Source organism: Caldifermentibacillus hisashii (assembly GCF_039654145.1).
Lineage (GTDB): Bacteria > Bacillota > Bacilli > Bacillales > Caldibacillaceae > Caldifermentibacillus > Caldifermentibacillus hisashii.
In genome coordinates, this window is sequence record NZ_CP155467.1 from 1,147,286 (window position 1) to 1,161,901 (window position 14,616).

General features: G+C 37.7%; 12 protein-coding genes and 1 riboswitch. Of the genes, 4 read left to right on the forward strand and 8 right to left on the reverse strand.

Annotation, left to right across the window (positions count from 1 at the left end):
- Positions 1 to 26: 26 nt before the first annotated feature.
- From NSQ14_RS05370 to NSQ14_RS05380, 3 genes are all read right to left on the reverse strand, one after another.
- Positions 27 to 653 (reverse strand): class I SAM-dependent methyltransferase, encoded by a 627-nt coding sequence (locus NSQ14_RS05370; protein WP_251245512.1) that lies wholly within the window; start codon positions 651 to 653, stop codon positions 27 to 29.
- Between the two features lie 143 nt (positions 654 to 796).
- On the reverse strand, positions 797 to 1,111 hold the full coding sequence (locus tag NSQ14_RS05375) for a DMT family transporter (protein ID WP_034768856.1): 315 nt from the start codon (positions 1,109 to 1,111) through the stop codon (positions 797 to 799).
- Positions 1,111 to 1,452 carry a DMT family transporter gene (locus NSQ14_RS05380; RefSeq protein WP_346216962.1) on the reverse strand — a complete coding sequence of 114 codons (342 nt, stop codon included), beginning with the start codon at positions 1,450 to 1,452 and terminating at the stop codon, positions 1,111 to 1,113. The genes NSQ14_RS05375 and NSQ14_RS05380 overlap by 1 nt, the downstream gene beginning before the upstream one ends.
- A gap of 61 nt (positions 1,453 to 1,513) precedes the next feature.
- Positions 1,514 to 1,614, reverse strand: a riboswitch (guanidine-I (ykkC/yxkD leader).
- A 233-nt stretch (positions 1,615 to 1,847) separates the two neighbouring features.
- Here NSQ14_RS05380 and NSQ14_RS05385 point away from each other — a divergent pair.
- Positions 1,848 to 2,315, forward strand: a complete 468-nt coding sequence (locus NSQ14_RS05385) for a hypothetical protein (RefSeq protein WP_235819462.1) — start codon at positions 1,848 to 1,850, stop codon at positions 2,313 to 2,315.
- Positions 2,316 to 2,409: 94 nt separating this feature from the next.
- Here the strand turns inward: NSQ14_RS05385 and NSQ14_RS05390 are convergent, their stop codons facing one another.
- The 4 genes from NSQ14_RS05390 to selD all read right to left on the reverse strand — a co-directional run bounded on the left by NSQ14_RS05390 (position 2,410) and on the right by selD (position 6,786).
- Positions 2,410 to 3,273, reverse strand: coding sequence for a hypothetical protein (locus NSQ14_RS05390; RefSeq protein ID WP_328188938.1), 864 nt, complete (start codon positions 3,271 to 3,273; stop codon positions 2,410 to 2,412).
- Between the two features lie 361 nt (positions 3,274 to 3,634).
- A complete protein-coding gene (locus NSQ14_RS05395) occupies positions 3,635 to 4,312 on the reverse strand; it encodes a C39 family peptidase (RefSeq protein ID WP_404997114.1) in 678 nt (225 codons plus the stop codon).
- A 152-nt stretch (positions 4,313 to 4,464) separates the two neighbouring features.
- Positions 4,465 to 5,517 carry a tRNA 2-selenouridine(34) synthase MnmH gene (mnmH, locus tag NSQ14_RS05400; protein ID WP_251241201.1) on the reverse strand — a complete coding sequence of 351 codons (1,053 nt, stop codon included), beginning with the start codon at positions 5,515 to 5,517 and terminating at the stop codon, positions 4,465 to 4,467.
- Between the two features lie 228 nt (positions 5,518 to 5,745).
- Positions 5,746 to 6,786, reverse strand: a complete 1,041-nt coding sequence (gene selD, locus NSQ14_RS05405; RefSeq protein WP_408912506.1) for a selenide, water dikinase SelD — start codon at positions 6,784 to 6,786, stop codon at positions 5,746 to 5,748.
- A 282-nt stretch (positions 6,787 to 7,068) separates the two neighbouring features.
- Here selD and NSQ14_RS05410 point away from each other — a divergent pair, with 282 nt between their 5' ends.
- Both NSQ14_RS05410 and NSQ14_RS05415 read left to right on the forward strand, forming a co-directional pair.
- Positions 7,069 to 7,251 carry an H-type small acid-soluble spore protein gene (locus tag NSQ14_RS05410; protein ID WP_034768868.1) on the forward strand — a complete coding sequence of 61 codons (183 nt, stop codon included), beginning with the start codon at positions 7,069 to 7,071 and terminating at the stop codon, positions 7,249 to 7,251.
- A gap of 162 nt (positions 7,252 to 7,413) precedes the next feature.
- On the forward strand, positions 7,414 to 7,851 hold the full coding sequence (locus tag NSQ14_RS05415) for a CBS domain-containing protein (RefSeq protein WP_034768870.1): 438 nt from the start codon (positions 7,414 to 7,416) through the stop codon (positions 7,849 to 7,851).
- Positions 7,852 to 7,961: 110 nt separating this feature from the next.
- Here the strand turns inward: NSQ14_RS05415 and NSQ14_RS05420 are convergent, their stop codons facing one another.
- Positions 7,962 to 9,377: an amino acid permease gene (locus tag NSQ14_RS05420; protein WP_034768872.1), complete on the reverse strand. Its 1,416-nt coding sequence runs from the start codon at positions 9,375 to 9,377 to the stop codon at positions 7,962 to 7,964.
- 752 nt (positions 9,378 to 10,129) lie between these two features.
- On the opposite strand from NSQ14_RS05420, the gene NSQ14_RS05425 reads away from it, so the two are divergent.
- Positions 10,130 to 14,266 carry a hypothetical protein gene (locus tag NSQ14_RS05425; protein WP_346216963.1) on the forward strand — a complete coding sequence of 1,379 codons (4,137 nt, stop codon included), beginning with the start codon at positions 10,130 to 10,132 and terminating at the stop codon, positions 14,264 to 14,266.
- Positions 14,267 to 14,616 lie beyond the last annotated feature (350 nt).

A 14,616-nucleotide genomic window follows, 5' to 3' on the forward strand; every position in this document is an offset into this window, starting at 1 on the left:
AAAGCCCGGGAGAAAACTGTTATACCTTATACAGTTTCCTTGGGCTTTAATCCTGGCTTTGCCCAAATTAAGTAAAGAATTCCGCCCCAATGTCGTTCCATTAGTTCAACCTCTAGCTTAGAGTTTTCGACTATCTTTTGGATATTGCGATTGCAATGGCAGCCAGCGATTCTTGAGTAGATAGGATCAATCGCTTTGAGTGTTAAAGACCAGAAGGGGTTGTGACTAAGGCCATGTTCCAAGAGTAAAATTTTGCCATCATTTTTACACCAACTGTTAAATTTATTTAAGGTGTTAACGGGATCCGGATAGCTGCATAATGTTAGTGTAGATACAATACAATCAAAGGATTCTGGTGAAAAGTCCAAATCATCCAAATCTGCATGGATCAATTCTGTATCGATTTGATACCGGGATGCAGCCTTTTTTGCACTTTTGATCATTTCAGCGCTAAAATCTACCCCTGTCACATGAACTTTCTCTTTGTTATAATGGGAAAAATTCGCGCCCACTCCAATACCAACCTCAAGAATGTTACCATAGGCCGAATTTATGATTTTCCTTCTCCTTGCAGCCATGTTTGGATTTTCCCGATTTTTTTCATACATCGTTACTTGCTTATCATACTTTTTAATTAAGTTTTTTTGTTTCATATGTTCCTCCAAAATTAAACCCAAACAGCAGTTATTGATAGATTATACCACAATATCAGAAATTTATTGGATATAATTATTTTTAAAAATTTATGAATTACAGAGGAATATGATAGACCATGTTTAAATAGAAGCATTTTTAATTAAGAGACAAGTTTTAAGCCAATAGTCGAACATAAAATAATCGCAATAAACAGGACCCTTTTCCAATTTCTCGACTCTCCATAAATAAACATTCCGATTAAGGTACCAAAAACGACACCGATTCCTGTCCAAATGGCATAAGCTGTTCCCATTGGTAAAAATCGTAATGAATAACCTAAACATAGCAGACTACAACCAAATCCAAGAATTAATAAAACGATCGTTTGCCAATTTCTCGTTTTCTGCAATTGATTGATCATCGCCACACCAAATGCTTCAAATAAGCCTGCCAAAATTAATGAAAACCAAGCCATCACATTTTTTCTCCTTCTTCAACTTGATGATCTGTGACTAATTTCAAGCCAATTACGCCGATTAATAATAGGAATATTAATAAGATTTTTTCCCACCTAAATGGTTCACTAAAGAAAAGAATCTCTGGAATCACCGTACCTACTGTTCCTAATCCGACAAAAACTGCGTAAACCGTCCCGGCAGGAAGAACTTGTGCAGCTGTGATCATTAGGTAATTGCTGAGAATTAGAGCCACTATTGTTCCTGTCCAAGTCCAAAAGCTATCAGCATGGGCTAAACCAATCACCCAAAATATTTCCAAAATAGCTGCTATAATGACTCGCATCCATTGTTGATTCATCAAAACGCACCTCCAGTTTTGTGCTACAAAAAAGCCCTGAGAGAAAACTGTTGAATTCAGTTTCTCCCGGGCTTTTATCCCTCCGTGGCACAGCTATAGAACTGTGAGTTTTCTCTCGGACCGGACCAACATAATCATTGCGGAACCCTAGAAAACAATTTTACCTATATACTTAAAAATTATTATACATGAAATTGAAGCATATTCAAGCGAAACTGGATTTCGTGAGTCCTTTTCATAAAATTCATCTTAGCTAAAACAACATAACAAATTTACGAATGAACATTGAAAGAATCCCGGGAAATAGGCAAACACACAATTCTTAGGTACAAGTTGATGGGTAGATGACTAAATGAATATGATGAAGTGAATGGAAAGGAAGAGGAGAGATGCTTATGTATCAAAGTTACAGCCCCTACTATGAGTATAATGAAAATAGTCGAACTGAGTATTACCATCCAATGTTGTACCCGATGGCAGACTATTTTCCGGCCGCCTATGATGAAAGACAATTTAATCTACCACCCTTTTTCCCGGGAGGAATTTTGGGACCACAGCAGGGTCCACCAAGCTTTTCGCCTCCAATCGGGCAACCTGGTGGGGGAGAACAGGGAGGCCCCCCAACTGGTGCACCTCCATCTTTTATCCCGACACAACAAGCGGGAGTATTTGCGGTAGATCCGGGTGGTATTCGTCGTTGCTTGTTTAGATACACCTATGTTTGGCTGAACAATGGTCAGCAATTCTGGTTTTATCCGATTTTTGTAGGTAGAAGATCAGTAGCAGGTTGGCGATGGATCGGGTTTACGTGGGTTTATTTTGGTATTGATTTGCGACAAATCCAATCTTTTACTTGCGTTTGAGAAAAATATGATTTTTCTTCAGCAAAAAGGTGCCATTCTGAAATAACGGATGGCACCCTTTTTACTTTATGTTCTTAAAGTATAAGATAAAGCTTTATCTGTAAATTTGGTTATAATGCTTTGGAATATTCGTGAACCATTTAACATAAATAAATCGAAACAAGACAATGGTTATAAGATGTAATATTGAAAAATAGAAGAGATTCCAATTTTCTGCTAGGAATAAAAGCTCCTTTTTTACTAAGAAATCATCTAGCAGCCATTTAAAAAATAACACTCCGGCAATCCAATACCATTTAAATTGAAACATTACCACAAATGTAATGAGGAACATGAATAAAAAGATGATTAGAGCATTTAGAGCCAAGGTATTTCTATAGGGATCGGAAAACCATTCAACTGAATAAAGATGGGTAGAAAAAACGACTAACAACAAGAATTGAAGGGTGTTGGAATAAACAGAGATCGTCAAGTACATAGTAATATATCGCACGACTCTTGTCGGATTTTTGAGCTTTTCATACCAGAACTTTGCTAAATAAAAACAAATAGGTAGTAGTAAAAAAGTAATCCATGTCCTCCACCAATGATGATCATATAGTTCAAATTTTATGAATAATTCCTCTATCCCTATAAATGATATGGTGGTGAGAATAATCATTACAAATGGATAATGAAAGGCAGCAATTACGCTGGCAGCTGTCGGTATGGCAAGTCCTTGTGAAACAATTGACCCAAGAGTGGAATCAAACCAAAAGGTCTTAATTAAATTTGGTTTATAATCATAGCCATGGAAGATGATCAATATAAAATAGTCGACAATATAGGCTAACCCGCTGATAAAAAAATAGGTTTGAACTAATCTTTTTTTCTCTTTATGTTTGATGATTGTAATGATAAAGACGATAAGGCTAATTCCTGATAATACGAAAAACCAAAAGTAATTGGGCGTATTCACGTCTAGCCTCCTATTGAATATTAAATATGGATGAATTTAACCAGTATTCTTAAGCAAATCGGAACTTTCCTAATTACTTATGCCAATTTCTGAGTAGATTATTGCAATATTTCTATTCTTTGTTATACAGACAAAAAATATCCTAACAAAAAACAGGAAAAACCGATTTATCAACGTTAAAAAATAGATTAACATGTCCAATTGACAAGGAAAATTGCCCTACCCTAATCACAAGAAACACGAATGTATGAACTATTCTAATCTCGAACCACAAGGACATATTTTAGTCACAAAGAAATAGCCTGTCATCAGAAAATTCACAACTAACCCTATCCAAAGAAACACATGCGGCTTGATTCCTTTATTTTGTTATCACAATCGCTTGTTTCCCCATCTGCTCCCAAGCTTGGATAAAAGCTTGTCTGTCCACTTTTTGATTCTTCGTTCCATAAGGGTTGTTCAAATATAGATATTCTTGATCAAATCCGGTTATGACCACACTGTGTTCGCTGAAGGTGATCTGTATTTCCCCTTGTGGCGTGTCCCAAGTTTGGAAATTATGTACCGGTTGAAATGTATTTGTTACAATTACCCAAACCGGCAACCCTTTTTGTAATTGCTTAATAACTTTTTCAAATGTTTCTCCTGTTAAATCTATGACTTTTTTGCCGGCATATTGAACAGCTAACTGATAAATCGGTTCGTGATATACAGCAAGCCCTGGTCCATCCTCCATATTGCCGACAAATCCGACATTTGGATTTCCGTAAAGACCATCGTCATATTGAAGTGGCACCTTAGCTATTTTTTCAGCCAATTCATTTTTTGTCACTTCTATACCGTGATAATTTAGTAACATGGCGAGACTTGTTACTTCACACCCATTGTATAGGCGGGGATGTTCCATTTGATTGATGAGTGGTACATCTATTTGAATTTTTTTAATGTCATCTGTGGCATTTTTTGTTGAGTCTTCCTGTGACTTGGTAAATAAGTTAATTTCTTCCACAAAATCAAATTTTTGATTGAAAATATATATGAAAACAATTAGGCAACCAATCACCAAGATTCCCTTTTTTTTCACCCAACTTCAACCTGCTTTCATCACAAATTCCCTTTATTTGTAAAGAGTTCATAAACTCTGCCTAAGGATTTTTATTCCCTTAATGAGGAGTCAAAATAATAAAAGTTTTAAAGGATAATTTGATCCGAGCCTATCCGAGGGATAACATGTTTTACGACTTGTATGGCCTCATCAATATTTTTTACATGTATTATTATTTTTTCCGAGTCAGGATATTGTGGCTCGATTTGTTTATAGCGTTTATCATAGTAATATTCCAAAAGTAACCGGACAGCTTGCTTATAATTTTCAGATTTAAGGTCTTGCTCAATTTGATTGGCAACCGGTGTGTGGATACGTGATTTTATTTTAAGAAAAGCGGCTAAACATTCCGATTGGTTATCCCATGGCCGATAATCTTCTAAAATTTCGTTGATTCGTTCTTTTATCGGTAATTCAATCATCAAAAAGTTACTTTTCCCTTTTAAATCCAATAAAAAATGCGGAAGGGTCACTTTACCAACCCGACTACTCTCAGATTCAAACATTATAAATGGTGCATGTTGTAATTCCCTTAGTCGATGGACGAGCAAAGCATCAAAGGTTTTCTGGTTGTTGGGACGCTGACCGATATGGCCAAAAATTGATCCTTTATGATTCGCCATTCCTTCCAGATCAATCACTGGATAGCCTTCCTTTTGTAAAGTCTGTAAAATTTTCGTTTTCCCGGTTCCGGTTAAACCGCTAAGAACATAAGCAACAGGTGGTAATTGGATATTCTCCAGCTGTTCGATTACCCATTTTCGGTAAGCACGGATCCCTCCGTCCAATCTATGGACATGAATATTCATTAAATCTAAAAGCGTTGCTGTAGTCCGACTCCGCATCCCGCCCCGCCAACAAAAGACCGTTTTTTCACCATTGATTGCCTTGAATTTCTTAATAAAATCAGGCAGTTTCGCCGAGATAATTTCCAAGCCGCGATCTCTTGCCGCTGTTTCACTAATTTGGGTGTAAATGGTACCGATTTCTGCACGTTCTTCATTCGTAAAAAAAGGAATATTGATACTAGTCGGAATGGAGAAATTTTCAAACTCAACGGGAGACCTGACGTCGATTAATGTCATCTGTTTATTTTCCATTAATGGGATTAATTCTGTGACCGTAATATTTGTAAACATTCGCTTTACCTCCAAAAAGGACCCTTCTATCCACTACTGTTAGTGAGTTAAAAACTCAGCCCGTTTTATGTTTTGCTCTACGGTTGTAACACTCTTTACACTATTGTTAGTGAGTTAAAAACCCTTCAATTTTTCCGGCAAGTAGAAAGGGGTTGTCCGTTATACGTTTGCATTGTAACTTTACAATCAGTGGGGGATATTGATTCCTCCACTGTTTGAAGTTGCATATTATTCAACAATGACATGTCCAACAGGTTCTACACTCACTTCACCGATTGTGTTTGCTTCCAAACCGGCATTTTTAAGGTCCGTTAATAATTGTTCTGCATCGTTTGCAGCTACACTCATCAATAAACCGCCGGAAGTAACGGCATCACATAATATATGGCGGTCGACTTGATCCATTGTATCGGGAAACGTAACCATATTTTGTACATGAGCGTAGTTATTTTTTGATCCTCCGGGAAGTACGCCTTGTTCCGCCAATTCACGGGCACCCTTAAGAATTGGAACTTGGTTTTTTCTAATTTTTAGACCAACTCTGCTTCCTTTAGCCATTTCAGTTGCATGACCCAACAGACCAAAACCTGTTACATCGGTACAAGCATGGACTTCATACTTTTTCATCAATTCTGCAGCTGTTTTATTTAAAGTAGTCATAACTTTAGTAACCCGTGAAATTTGTTCATCATTGAGTAAATCTCGTTTAATCGCGGTCGTTAATATTCCAACGCCGATCGGTTTTGTTAAAATCAGTTTATCACCGGGAACAGCTCCTGCATTTGTTTTAACTTGATCCGGATGAATCAAACCGGTTACAGCAAGACCGAATTTCGGTTCTTGGTCATCGATGGAGTGCCCACCAACCAACGTTACACCGGCTTCTTCCAGTTTTTCTTGGGCTCCTCGCAAAATTTCGGAGAGGATACTTTTGTCTAATTTACTAATTGGAAAGGCAACAATATTTAAAGCTGTTAAAGGTTTACCACCCATTGCATAAATATCACTAATTGCATTGGCAGCGGCGACTTGACCAAATGAATAAGGGTCATTAACGATCGGGGTAAAGAAATCCACCGTTTGCACAAGAGCGAGGTCATCGCTAATTTTATATACACCAGCATCATCACTTGTATCGAGACCGACAAGTAAATTGGGATCTTTTTTCGAAGGTGGCAATAATCGCAACACTTCTTCTAAATCACTTGGCCCAATCTTACAACCGCAACCGCCTTTTGTCGTTAACGAAGTAAGTTTTATCGCATTCATTTCTTTCATAACAATCCGACCTTCCAATAAATAATGAAATAAACACGCTTCTATTATACATCAATGTATCCGGATGATAAAAAGACTAATCAAAAGGAGGGGAATTATTTTATATCGATTAGGACAAGTTTGAGATAAAATGCTGATATTTATTTTTTTGAAATGAAGTGATGGGGACTAAAGATGCGTGAAATGGGACGGACGATTTCGCTGCATTGTTTTTGTATAATAATGAACCATTTGCAAACTCTATAAGTAGTTTCAAAAGGAAGGGGGAAAACGATGGATCAAACTAGAATAAAGCAAATATTATCTTCTCCAAATGATGTAGAAGTTACATATAATGGAGTTTCTGTCTGGGTTGATGAATTGAATGAAGACGGAAGAACGGCCACCGTCCATCTGAGAGGTCCTTTGGAAGAACGGACAGTGGTGGAAATTCGTGAATTAAAAGAGGAATCGTAATATTTTCTTCATAATTTTTTTATTTTACATGGGAATGATTTTTGAGAAAAAGATTCTGAATGTTACTTTTGGAAAAAAAGTTGCCGACGGATCATTTTGTACTTTTGATTGTTATAAATTGAAGAAATGAAAATAATATATTTTTTAATGGAGGTTCATGATATGGCACGCAATTTAAATGAAATTATGACATCAGATGTAGTAACGATTAAAGAATCACAAACGGTTCAAGAAGCCGCAGCATTAATGAGTGAGTATAATATTGGTTCACTGCCGGTCGTTAATAACAACGGGGAGATTGTAGGGATCATTACAGATCGGGATATCACGCTTCGTACAACCGCACAGGGAGAACATCCACAAACACTTGTTTCAGAAGTGATGACTGCACAACAAATTGTCAGTGGAACGCCAAATATGGATGTACATGAAGCAGCCGATTTGATGGCTAAGCATCAAATTCGCCGCTTACCTGTTGTAGAAAACGGCCAAATCGTCGGAATGGTGGCCTTGGGTGATCTTGCCACAGAAAATATTTATGCAAATGAGGCCGGAGAAGCACTACAAAGTATTTCTACACCTTCTGCACCGCAACAGTAAAAAGAGAGTTAAGTCAAAGGGAAAAAGGGGCTAACTGAATAGCTTCTTTTCTTTTGTGTTTGTTATCTGTAAAGACTACTATTTCGGTCCTGCGCTTTTGACTTCCCCTTTTATGCGGCAGATTGCTTAGTTGGTACATTTTTTTGTTTACGGAGCAGTGGAAAGAAGAACATACCGCTTGCCAATAAAATCATTCCAAAAAGAAATGTTTTTAAATCAGAGGTTCCGGCAAAAATGGCCCATGTCGAGTAAAGGGTGGCAAGACAGGCGATGATTCCATCCGACCACCTGCCAAAGTGATCCAAATATGTTTCCCCAGTCACAACTAATTTCAGTTGATATAAGGAGGAGATCAAATAAGGAACAAGAAAGGCAAGGGTAGCAATATAGATAACAAAATCAAAGGCGCTGGCCATCGAGTTTGAAATGGTTGAAAAAAGAAATACTTGGGTAAATGCGTTTGTCAGGATTAATGAAAAAACCGGCATTCCTTTTTTATTCTCTTTTGCAAAGGCCGGAATAAAAATCCCTTGTTTTGCTGCTTGATAAGGAACTTCGGAGCTTAATAAAATCCATCCAATGGTCGAGCCGAGTAAGCTGATAATGCCCAGGCCGGATAGTAAATAAGCACCAATTGGACCTAAAACTATTTCCATCGCATCAACTAAAGGCTTTTCTGATTGCACTAATTGATTTTGAGGAAGGATTCCCATTACTAATAAACTGATTCCGATATAAATAGCCAATGCCAACAAGAGACCGATTATTGTTGCCTTTTTAATATCTTGCTTTTTTTTCGCTCGTCCGGAAAATACGACGGCAGATTCAACCCCACAAAATGCCCATAACGTTGAAATTGCTGCGTGATAAACTTGGCCGCCTAAGCCAAGAGATAGACCTGTCTCCTCATATCTTGGGGCGTAAAGGGGCAATAAATTACTTTTTTCAAATGCAAATAAAGCAATAATGATAAACAGGAAGAACCCAATCACTTTTGCTGCGGTTGCAACAAAGTTCAGTTTTCCCGCACCATCCATTCCTTTTAAAATGATTATATGCAATCCCCATAAAAGGATTGAACAGACAAAAAATGTTAATAGATTTCCTGAATAAAGTGTGAATGGGCCAATTTCAACTATTACTAATTTACTATTCAATATTGGAAAGAATGTTGATAAATAGCTTGCAAAGGTTGTAATAATTGCTGCATTTCCGGCAAAATTTCCAATCCAATAACCCCATGAGGACATAAAACCGGATATAAGTGAGGTTTTTGAATTTTTCGGAAACAATTCCTTTGCGTAAATTTGCGGTCCTCCGTGTAACTCGGGCTTTCGTATCGCTAAATTTCCAACAACCAAAGCCAAGAACAAAACACCAAATCCGGTTACACCCCATCCGAGTAAAACACCTGCAGGGCTGGCGGCTTCCGAAAGTGTCCTTGGTAGCATAAAAATCCCCGAACCAACCATGTTTCCAACAACCAAAGCGGTTAAAATCCAGAAACTTATTTTATTTTCAGCCATTAACGGCAGACTCCCTTCAAGTTAAAAACCTGTTTCTCTATGCAAAATCCCTAATAATCATACAGAGTTTGCGAAACTCCGTCAATATAAAAATTTTTCCTGATTTAGAAGGATTTTTTTTACCTATGTCGAATTATTACTAAAAATGTCAGCTTAATGTCCCTCTCCAATAAAAGTGTGTAAGTTCATCCCCGTTTTTACAAGCACTTCTACAAATAAAATTTATTTAAAACTTCCATCATTCGTTTTTTAATACATGAAATTTTGTATAATAAAAATGAAAGGAACGAGTTAAGTTACGTATGGTTTATAAACTTCCGATTTTTTGGCTCAAACCAAAAAATGATTTTGTTTAAGAATTAAGAAAGTATAAAAATAAAAGTAAATAACTTGGGATTAGTTTTATTGTCTAGCTCCGAGCGCCAGCGACTGAGAAACTAGCTCCCCTTTAATGTGCTCCTGCGCCATAGCCTATTCGAGGAAGCGGATGTTCAGCTCGTCGCAAAGCTTCATGAAGTATATCAAGGAAGATTACTCATGAAGTTCACTCTAGGAGTAGCTTCACTACGATAAGTCAACATCGGCTCGTCCCTCACCGTGTTTCCTTTTCCTTAGAAAAAGCTACTCGCTTTTTCTTCGTGCGATGCTTATTCAAGGAAGATTATTCAAAGTCCTCGAAAATGCATTCGCATTTTCTTCGTGCGATGCCTATTCGGGGAAGCAAATCTGTTCTCATTGCGGGGCGCTCCAGTTTGTACGTCGCTAAGCGGACGCTCTACGCTTTTCTTATTAAATTCATTTTTGGTCGGGGCACGAAACAGTCAAATAAGTTACTGGAAATGCCGTTTGTCAGGGAAGGGAAAAATGGAAAACGTCCGGCGGAAAAAGGAGAAATGCAAGATTACTATAGCGGCATGCGGGACAGAAATTTTTTAGCAAGAACCTTCTCCACAATTAAAGAATATCGAAAATTCATTGAAGAACAGTACCATATTATTGCCGAAGAATGGGATAGCATTGTTAAAATCAATAGCTCAGAAGGCGGTGTAGAAGCTTTCTTTGATGATTGTAAAAGTACGAATCAATTATTCGACCGGCTGTTAATCCCAACAGTGGAAAACTCGATTGCCGGTCATGATCCGAAAATGTTTGCCGATATGTTTGAAAAGCGACATGAAAGCTTAAAACAATATAAAAAATTAAAGGAAACGATTGAAGAAAATAAACGCATTCAAGCTGAGTTGGAAAAGTATGTGGCAACCTTTGAAAAGCTTCATATAGCAAAACTTGCATACGACAAGACAAAGCAGCGAGCAAAAGGCATTTGGGAAGAAATCCAGATGCAAAAAAGCAATATGAATGAAGAACACCATGGAATGATGCAAACATTAGCAGAGTGGCAATCAGCTTATGATCATTACCAAGTTAAAAAAGCTTCCTACCAAATCGCCATAGAAAAATCGAAATTTACGGCGCTGGAAAAAGAATATGAAGAAGTTTATGCCAATTTTAGCCAAAGGGAAGAGGAGTTGGCCAATGTTAACAGGGACTATTATTCTTTAAAACTCGCCAAACTAAAATTGGAGTTAAAGAACTATCAAGACGAATTAACCATGATTGAAAAAGAAATCGAAAAGCTGGACCAAACAGAAGAATTGGAGGACCTTGAAATCCAGCTGGAGGAGGCAAAACGGTCATTGCTCGGCTACTTTGTTGAAACAATGGACGAGATTAAAAAAGAAATTTCTCAAGTTCAATACGAGTTGAACCCGATTCAGGAACAAATCGAAGCGATTCAAAAACAATTGGATGAAGCCGGGAAACTCGAATCGGAAAAACAAAAAGAAACAGCTGCGATTGAAAATCAGATTCGTACACGTCAAACGGATTTAGCAAAACTGGAACAATTGCTCCTTGCTAATCCGAAACAACAAAAGGTGGAAAGTGAATATAAACTTTGGCAAGACCGTTATCAATTTTTAGATGAAGAAGTCATCCGATTAACTGGAGAAATAAAACAATTGGAACATGAGCAAAAAGAAATCAGTAAAAGTATTGATGAACTGAAAACAGAACGGGAACAAGTGCAAAATTCTTTAAACATCATTGAGAATGACAGGGAAAGAATTGATTATGAACAGCGAATACTTATTGAAAAATTAAGTCTTCTCCGCCCCGGGTGGTCGTCTCTTGAGTCAATTTATGATCTGGAAAAATCAATTTTCTCTCGACTTGAGGAGTCGATTGATATTTTATCAAAAGAGAAAAAAGAGTTGCTATATAAAGAACGGATTGCATACCGATTGGTAGACGATTACGGTAAACAGCAACTGTTTTTCAGCGATTCCTATATTGATTCTCACATAAAATCGTGGAAAAACCAATTTGACTATCTTCTTACCGGTGTCGAGTACTTACAAACCCTTGATGAACATGAATACGAGAAAATGTGTTCCTATCCACTATGGTCACTTACACTCATCACAACGAATAAATCGAAACCGGCCTTACAAGAAAAATTGCAGATGTCAGCTGAACAATTGCATTTTCCAATCCAAGTAATGACGTTGGAAGAAGCAGCTACAGTTGATATCATGACGGATGACGTTCATACATGGGTGATTCCGCTTCATTGGCAAAAAGGAATGAACGAAGAGGCTTTTGACCATTGGAAAACAGAAATCAAGGAGCGGGCAAAAGCGGCAACCGATACTCGGGAAGCAAAAGAACAAGAACTGAAAAAATGGGAGACAGGCTTAAGAGATTTCCAACAATTTATTACCATGTACCCGTTTGAAAAAGTCCAACTATTAGATGAATCCCGTTCCGAACATATTCGAAAAATTGATGAAATGTCAAGAAAAATCAAGAATGAAGAGGAAAAGGGTGGGATCTGCCAAGAAAAAGGAAAACAATTTGCTGAAACGATTTCTGAATACAAAGAAGAAATGCAGGGATTGGAACGAAATTTGGAAAGGGCGATGGAATATTTTCAATACGTCCGTGAAGTAGAAGAGGCGAAGAAAAAGGAAAAACAACTAATGAATGAATTGGAAAATATTCAAAGAAAGATGACCCGTTGGAACCGGCAGTTGACTGATTATCAAATGCGGGAAAAATCACTGGTAGAACGAAAAAGGGATCTCGAGTCTAGTTTAAGATTCTATGAAAATCTTGATGAATATCAAGCTGTGCGTTCCTATAGTCCGATTTTTACCGGAGAAAGTAAACTGGCCATTCAAGAAAAAATGAACACGATTCAATTAAAATTGCAGAAAATCAGTAAAAGTTACGGAGAATGGAAAGCAAGACGGGAAAATGCCATTCAAAATATCAACCGAGTCCAATTAGATATGGACGAACTTCGGAAAGAGCAATCACAACTCAATGAAGAACAAGTTTTTCCGAGTGATGGCGAACAATTAATGGAAAACACACGCCGGCTAATGGTTCAATTAGCCAAAGAAGTTAAACGTTTGGACAAGATGAAAACAGAAAAATTGGCGGCAAAAGAAGGGCAAAAAGGAAAATGGCAATTGACGATTGACCAGTTTCAACGGAATTATCCTGATGTGGAAATAGTCGAGTTTACTGAAGCCACTCTCGATGAAGAAAAAGACCTTTTAGTACAAGAAAAACGGGATTTGGACGAAAAGAAACAATATATTGATACGCAACTGAGCCGTATTCAAAAAGAAATACAATCGATTAATGAAGCTGAACGGGAAATGGATCGTTTTATTGAAAAACATCATTTTGACGCACCTAATATTGAAGCGACTCCTTTAAATGCCGATGAGAAAATGGCGTTTACCTATCACCGAAAACCGTCTGTTCAATCGATAATCCGTGAACTGGAGTCGGCCCGAGAAAATGTTGACGGGGAAAATAAAAATGTCGGAAACGGGAAACAAACGTTCAGACAGTTTTGCCAAACCATTTCCGACTTTAAGATGCGAAAAATGGCGGAAAACGGCGTCGATTTTAAAGATACGTATGACGAATTACTCGAATTTCAGCGAAACATGGTCAAACGAATTGAAATAGCAATAAATTATGCCAACGAAAGTATTCGCAAAGAAGATGCCGCTCTTCAGGCATTTATCAACCAAATTCATACGCATTTAACAACCATTGTAGAAGAACTGCGGGAAATTCCAAGAAAAACAAAGGTCAAAGTAGGGGATGACTGGAAAACCATTTATTCGTTCTCGATTCCGGAATGGGAAGAAGAGGAAGGAAAAAAACGAATCAGAGATTATATCGAATGGATCCTAACTCAATTAGAATCAGAACGCTATATAAAACCGGATGGCAGTCAAGATGATATGAAAATAAGAAAAGATATCGAAATGTGGCTACAATCGAAGCAACTCTTGCAAAACGTTATGAAGAATGAAGCAATGAAAGTAAGCTGCCGAAAAGTAACGAATGAAAACAAGGTAACGACAAGATCGTATTCATGGGAACAAAGTAATGTCTGGTCCGGCGGGGAAAAATGGAGTAAAAATATGACATTATTTTTAGGAATTTTAAATTATGTAGCGGAAAAGAAAAAACAAAATCGCCCCAACACGAAACTTCATCGGGCCGTTATATTGGACAACCCGTTTGGTAAAGCTTCAAGCGATCACGTATTAAGTCCGGTGTTTTTTGTCGCCGAACAATTAGGTTTCCAAATCATTACGTTGACCGCCCATGCAGAAGGGAAATTTTTACAAGATTACTTCCCGATTATCTACAGCTGCCGGTTAAGGGAATCGAACGATAATAACAAACAGGTGATGACGAAGGAGCAATGGTTACACCGGGCATACTTCCAAGACCATGACCCGGTCGTCATCGAGCGACTCGGTCAAACAGAACAGTTGAGTTTGTTTGATATGTAGGGTGGATACGATTAATAAAGGACAACCCAAGCTAGGGTAGCGTTATTGGTTTATAGTTAAATATCTTTTGAGAACAACGTCAGGTATTCGTGTGATAAGGATGGAAGGGTTATTGGTTATTATCTTTTGAGAACAACATTGAGAAAAGTACTATCGGATTTGCTCTCTCTGATATGTACCTGTTTTATCCCGGCTTCTGTTTTGTGAAGTCGGGTCTTTATATGTTTGTTTGCCCCGGTAATTGTATTTATCGAAGCGATCTTTGAAGGGCTGATAAGTGAGAACTGCGGAGTGGTAATGGAGGGACTGAAGTGAATATTGGACTTCCCTATTGGCATACGTATACTTAG

Excerpts from the sequence above, each read along its gene's own strand:
- NSQ14_RS05370 (WP_251245512.1), bottom strand. The coding sequence starts at position 653 with ATGAAACAAAAAAACTTAATTAAAAAGTATGATAAGCAAGTAACGATG.
- NSQ14_RS05375 (WP_034768856.1), bottom strand. The coding sequence starts at position 1,111 with ATGGCTTGGTTTTCATTAATTTTGGCAGGCTTATTTGAAGCATTTGGT.
- NSQ14_RS05380 (WP_346216962.1), bottom strand. The coding sequence starts at position 1,452 with ATGAATCAACAATGGATGCGAGTCATTATAGCAGCTATTTTGGAAATA.
- NSQ14_RS05385 (WP_235819462.1), top strand. The coding sequence starts at position 1,848 with ATGTATCAAAGTTACAGCCCCTACTATGAGTATAATGAAAATAGTCGA.
- mnmH (WP_251241201.1), bottom strand. The coding sequence starts at position 5,517 with ATGTTTACAAATATTACGGTCACAGAATTAATCCCATTAATGGAAAAT.
- selD (WP_408912506.1), bottom strand. The coding sequence starts at position 6,786 with ATGAATGCGATAAAACTTACTTCGTTAACGACAAAAGGCGGTTGCGGT.
- NSQ14_RS05410 (WP_034768868.1), top strand. The coding sequence starts at position 7,069 with ATGGATCAAACTAGAATAAAGCAAATATTATCTTCTCCAAATGATGTA.
- NSQ14_RS05415 (WP_034768870.1), top strand. The coding sequence starts at position 7,414 with ATGGCACGCAATTTAAATGAAATTATGACATCAGATGTAGTAACGATT.
- NSQ14_RS05420 (WP_034768872.1), bottom strand. The coding sequence starts at position 9,377 with ATGGCTGAAAATAAAATAAGTTTCTGGATTTTAACCGCTTTGGTTGTT.